The sequence below is a fragment of the Streptomyces sp. SID10853 genome (assembly GCF_010548145.1).
GTDB lineage: Bacteria > Actinomycetota > Actinomycetes > Streptomycetales > Streptomycetaceae > Streptomyces.
In genome coordinates this window covers 1-4,787 of sequence record NZ_JAAGLN010000360.1, presented here as the reverse complement: position 1 = coordinate 4,787, position 4,787 = coordinate 1, and the positions used below count along the sequence as shown (strand labels likewise).

At 71.2% G+C, this 4,787-nt stretch carries 5 protein-coding genes; 2 read left to right on the top strand and 3 right to left on the bottom strand.

Annotation, left to right across the window (positions count from 1 at the left end):
• The 3 genes from G3I19_RS34580 to G3I19_RS34570 form a co-directional block, all read right to left on the bottom strand.
• Positions 1-620: NADH-quinone oxidoreductase subunit C (locus tag G3I19_RS34580; protein WP_164267657.1), on the bottom strand; the 620-nt coding region annotated here is incomplete at its 3' end.
• Positions 617-1,252: an NADH-quinone oxidoreductase subunit B gene (locus G3I19_RS34575; protein WP_164267656.1), complete on the bottom strand. Its 636-nt coding sequence runs from the start codon at positions 1,250-1,252 to the stop codon at positions 617-619. The genes G3I19_RS34580 and G3I19_RS34575, both read right to left, overlap by 4 nt.
• Positions 1,243-1,638, bottom strand: coding sequence for an NADH-quinone oxidoreductase subunit A (locus G3I19_RS34570; RefSeq protein ID WP_164267655.1), 396 nt, complete (start codon positions 1,636-1,638; stop codon positions 1,243-1,245). Before G3I19_RS34570 ends, G3I19_RS34575 begins: the two co-directional genes overlap by 10 nt.
• Positions 1,639-2,027: 389 nt before the next feature.
• Here G3I19_RS34570 and G3I19_RS34565 point away from each other — a divergent pair, with 389 nt between their 5' ends.
• Both G3I19_RS34565 and G3I19_RS34560 read left to right on the top strand, forming a co-directional pair.
• The gene (locus G3I19_RS34565; RefSeq protein ID WP_164267654.1) at positions 2,028-3,197 is read left to right on the top strand and encodes a sensor domain-containing protein; all 1,170 of its coding nucleotides are present in this window, start codon (positions 2,028-2,030) and stop codon (positions 3,195-3,197) included.
• Between the two features lie 352 nt (positions 3,198-3,549).
• Positions 3,550-4,787, top strand: a 1,238-nt coding sequence (locus G3I19_RS34560; protein ID WP_164267653.1) for a sensor histidine kinase, incomplete at its 3' end; no start/stop codon positions are given.

Here is a 4,787-nt window from a genome sequence, read left to right as displayed (position 1 = left end):
GCCGGGCGGGCCGGCGCCGGGGGCAGCTGGCCCTTCTGCGGGCCCCACTCGTTGGGGTCGGGCACGCCGGGCGGCAGCATCTGGCGGCGCTTCGCACCACCGGCCCCGGCCCCGTGCCCCGCCGAGGACTCGCCCGGCTCCTTCGCTCCCGGCCATGCCTTCGCGACACGGGCCGCGAGGACGAAGTCCTTGCGCAGCGGGTGCCCTTCGAAGCCCTCGGGAAGCAGCAGCGGCACCAGGTGCGGGTGGTCGGTGAAGGTGACGCCGAACATCTCGTGCGTCTCGCGTTCGTGCCAGCTCGCGCCCGCGTAGAGCTCCACGGCGGACGGCAGGGCCGGTGCGGTGTGCGGGACCGTGGTGCGTACGAGCAGCCGGCGTACCGTACGGCCTTCGAGTGCCACGACATGCGCGCAGACCCGGAAGCCGGTGTCCGGTTCGTCGACGGCGCTCAGCCAGTCGAAGTAGGTGCAGCCGAGCCGGTCCCTGGCGGTCTCCAGGGCCGTGAGCCAGGAGGCGGCGGGTACGTCGACGGTGAGCAGGTCGTAGCTGTGGGCCGCGGTGGCTTCCTCACCGAAGAGTTCGGTGACGGCTTCGGGGAGCCGGTCGTACGGATGCGTCACTGTCCCGCTCCCGGCGCCGGCGGCGGGGTGACGAGGCCGCTGGTCAACTGGGCGGTGGAGGGCGCGGAGTAGCGCTCGCCGAGGGACTCCGCGGCGATCTTCTCCTGGAGTTTCAGGATGCCCTGGAGGAGCGCTTCGGGGCGCGGCGGGCAGCCGGGCACGTACACGTCGACGGGGATGATCTGGTCGACGCCCTTGGTCACCGAGTACGAGTCCCAGTACGGTCCGCCGCAGTTGGAGCAGGCGCCGAAGGAGATGACGTACTTCGGCTCGGGCATCTGCTCGTACAGCCGCTTGACCGCGGGGGCCATCTTGTCCGTGACCGTGCCGGAGACGATCATCAGGTCGGCCTGGCGGGGGCCGGGTGCGAACGGGATCACGCCGAGCCGGATGAAGTCGTGCCGGGCCATCGAGGCCGCGATGAACTCGATGGCGCAGCAGGCGAGGCCGAAGTTGAAGACCCACAGGCTGTAGCGGCGGCCCCAGTTGAGGACCACCTTCATGGGTTCGGGGGCCAGCCGGGAGAGCACACCGAGCCGTTGCGGGCCGGCGGCTTCCGGCGGCTGCGGGGCCGACACGTGCGGGTCCGGCAGTTGCGGGTCCGGCAGATCGACGGGGTTCGTCACGTCCATTCGAGGACGCCCTTCTTCCATGCGTAGAGCAGTCCCACGGCCAGGAAGCCGAGGAAGATGAACATCTCCACCAGCGTCGCCGCCCCGTATCCGTCGGCCGCGAAGACCGTCGCCCACGGGAAGAGGAAGATCGAGTCCACCGCGAAGATCACGTAGAGGAAGCCGTAGACGTAGTAGCGGACCTGGGTGTGCGCCCAGCCCTCGCCGACGGGGTCGACACCGCACTCGTACGTCAGCAGCTTCTCCGGGGTCGGGACCACGGGCCGCAGCAGCCGTCCGGCGCTGAAGGCCACGGCGACGAAGAGCACGCCGACGACCGCGATGACGCCGACGACCGCGTACATGTGGAAGTACCCGGTGTAGTCCGGCCCGGCGGCCTGAGCCATGTGCCCCACCTGACCGGACTGAGCCATGTGCCCCGCCTGAGCCATGTGCCCCACGTGACCGGACCGACCCAGCTGACCCAGCTGACCCGTGTGGTCTGCGGCGAGAACCGCTTGGTCCGTCGCGGCAACGGTCCCTCCCGGCACGTCCCGCCCTCGCTCCCTGCGCCCTTTTCGTCGCCTCGTCCGTCACATTCGCCACGTTCGACGATCCGTACGCACGGGAGTCTAGGCCCTGATAAAGACTCGGTAAGCAGCCGGATCCGGTCCGGCGCCCGGCACCGGCCCCGGCGCACGGTGAGGCGACGGCGGGGTCATGGTGGGGTTATCCCTACTTCATCCCACCCAGCCGCCCCATGGCATCCGCTCCGGGGGCCCGGCACTCTTGGCGCATGACCGCGATCAACTCCCCTCGGCTCGGCTCCGACCGGCCGCCGCCCGCGCGCTTCGCGTTCGACCGGTTCACGTGGAAGGAGATCGCCCATCTCCTGATGAACCTGCCGGCCGCGATCGTCGGCTTTGTCTACGTCCTGTTCATGATTGCCTTGGGCGGCGGCCTGGCCGTCACCGTGGTGGGTCTGCCGCTGCTCGCGCTGGGGCTGCTCGGGGCGCGGCAGCTCGGCCGGGTGGAGCGGGCCAGGGCGCGGGAGCTGCTGGGTGTCCGGATGGAGGAGCCGAGCCCGCTGTTCGTGAAGAGCGGCGGCGGCTTCTTCACCAGGCTGTGGATGAGCCTCAAGGACCCGGTGGGCTGGCGCACGATGCTGTACGGGTTCATCCGGCTGCCGTGGGGCGTGCTGACGTTCTCCCTGGTCCTGCCCAGTCTGTTCGTGCTCTGGCCGGTGCTGCCGTTCATCGCGCGCGGGCTGGCCAACGTCGACCGGGCCATGGTCCGCGGGCTCCTCTCCCCCTCCGACGAGCTGGAGCGCCGGATCGCCGAGCTGGAGTCGGACCGGGGTGTGGTCGTGGACACAGCCGCAGCGGATCTGCGCCGCATCGAACGGGATCTCCACGACGGGGCACAGGCCCGGCTGGTGGCGCTGGCCATGGGGCTCGGCCTGGCCAAGGAGAAGCTCCTGGAGGATCCGGACGCGGCGGCCGTGATGGTCGGCGAGGCGCACGGCGAGGTCAAACTGGCCCTGCAGGAGCTGCGGGATCTGGCCCGCGGGATCCACCCGGCCGTCCTGACGGACCGCGGGCTCGACGCCGCGCTCTCCTCGATCGCCACCCGCTGCACGGCGCCGGTGACGGTCCATGTCGATCTGGCCGAGCGTCCGGCCGAGGCGATCGAGGGCATCGCGTACTTCACGGTCTCGGAGCTGCTGCAGAACGTCAGCAAGCACGCCCGCGCGCGCTCCGCTTCGGTGGAGGTGTGGCGCTCGGCCGACCGGCTGCTGATCCGCGTCGAGGACAACGGGCGCGGCGGGGCACGGCTCGACGGCGGTACGGGTATGGCGGGGCTCGCCGACCGGCTGGGCGCGGTCGACGGCCTCTTCGTACTGGATTCACCGGTTGGCGGGCCGACCACGGTGACGGCGGAACTGCCCTGGCGCGACCGCGGCTGACCGGTCCGCGGTCCGGGTCCCGGTCCGGGTCCGGGTCCGGGTCCGGGTCCGGGTCCGGGTCCGGGTCCGGGTCCGGGTCCGGGTCCGGGTCCGGGTCCGGGTCCGGGTCCGGGTCCGTTAAGGGCTAAGGGCACCGCCTGCAGGCCGGGGGGTGGGGAAAACCCCCGGTCGAAGACGGTGCCCTTCCTCATGGTCCGGCGCGTCCGCGGACGGAACCATGGACACCGGAACAGAGCAGCGCGGGAAGAGCAGCACAGGAAGAACCGCGCGGGACGAACAGCGCGAGACGAACAGCGCATCAAGAAGAGCCGCGCAGGAAACGACCGGACAACCAAGAGAAACGGACACCGCCATGGCCACGGATCACGGCATCAGAACCCGGGACCACCGAGTGCCGGCGGTGCTGCGTGCGCCGTTCGAGGGCCGCACCTGGCGCGAGTTCGGGTATCTGATGCTCTCGCTGCCGATCAGCATCGTGCTCTTCGTCTTCGGGATCACGATGTTCTCGCTGAGTGCGGGCCTGCTGGTGACCTTCCTCGGGATTCCGCTGCTCGCCGTGGGGCTGGCCGTGTGCCGGGGCTTCGGGGCGATGGAGCGGGCCAGGGCGCGGGCGCTGCTGCGGGTGGACATCGCGGATCCCGCGCCGGTACGCGGCAGGACCGGCGGTCTGATGTCGTGGGCGGGGGCCGTCCTGAAGAGCGGGGCGTCCTGGCGTCACCTGCTCTACTCGCTGCTGCACTTCCCGTGGGCGGTCTTCGCGTTCTGTGTGTCGGTGGTGCTGTGGACGTACGCCTGGGCGATGCTCGCGTACCCGCTGTGGCAGTGGGTGTTCCCCACCTACTCGAACACGGGCGGCATCCAGCTGTACGGCGACGCGACGCACAGCGTCTATCTCGACAGCCCCTTCGAGATCGCGCTGACCAGCCTGAGCGGTCTGGCCTTCGTCCTTGCCACCCCCTGGGTGATCCGCGGGCTGGCCGGGGTCGACCGGATGATGGTGCTCGGGCTGCTCGGCCCGTCGCGGCTCGACACCCGGGTCACCGAGCTGGAGTCGGACCGCGGGGTCGTCGTGGACACGGCGGCGGCCGATCTGCGCCGTATCGAGCGGGATCTGCACGACGGCGCGCAGGCCCGGCTGGTCTCCCTCGCCATGGACCTCGGTCTGGCGAAGGAGAAGCTGACGGCGGACCCGGAGGCGGCGGCCCGGATGGTCGACGAGGCGCACGGCGAGGTCAAGATCGCGCTGCAGGAGCTGCGGGATCTGGCCCGCGGGATCCACCCGGCCGTCCTGACGGACCGCGGGCTCGACGCCGCGCTGTCTTCGGTCGCCTCGCGCTGCACGGTTCCGGTGCAGGTGGAGGTGGATCTGCCGGCCAGGCCGGCCGCCGCCATCGAGGGCATCGCGTACTTCACGGTCTCGGAGCTGCTGCAGAACGTCAGCAAGCACGCTCGGGCCACTCGGGCGAGTGTGGACGTCTGGCGGGTGGAGAACCGGATCATGCTGCAGGTGGCCGACAACGGCACCGGCGGCGCCACCGGGCCGGGCGCCACCGGCCCGGGCGGCGACCTCACGACGGGCGCGTCGGGCGG

Coding starts and splice junctions, on each gene's coding strand:
- G3I19_RS34575 (WP_164267656.1), bottom strand. CDS start 1,252: ATGGACGTGACGAACCCCGTCGATCTGCCGGACCCGCAACTGCCGGAC.
- G3I19_RS34570 (WP_164267655.1), bottom strand. CDS start 1,638: ATGGCTCAGGCCGCCGGGCCGGACTACACCGGGTACTTCCACATGTAC.
- G3I19_RS34565 (WP_164267654.1), top strand. CDS start 2,028: ATGACCGCGATCAACTCCCCTCGGCTCGGCTCCGACCGGCCGCCGCCC.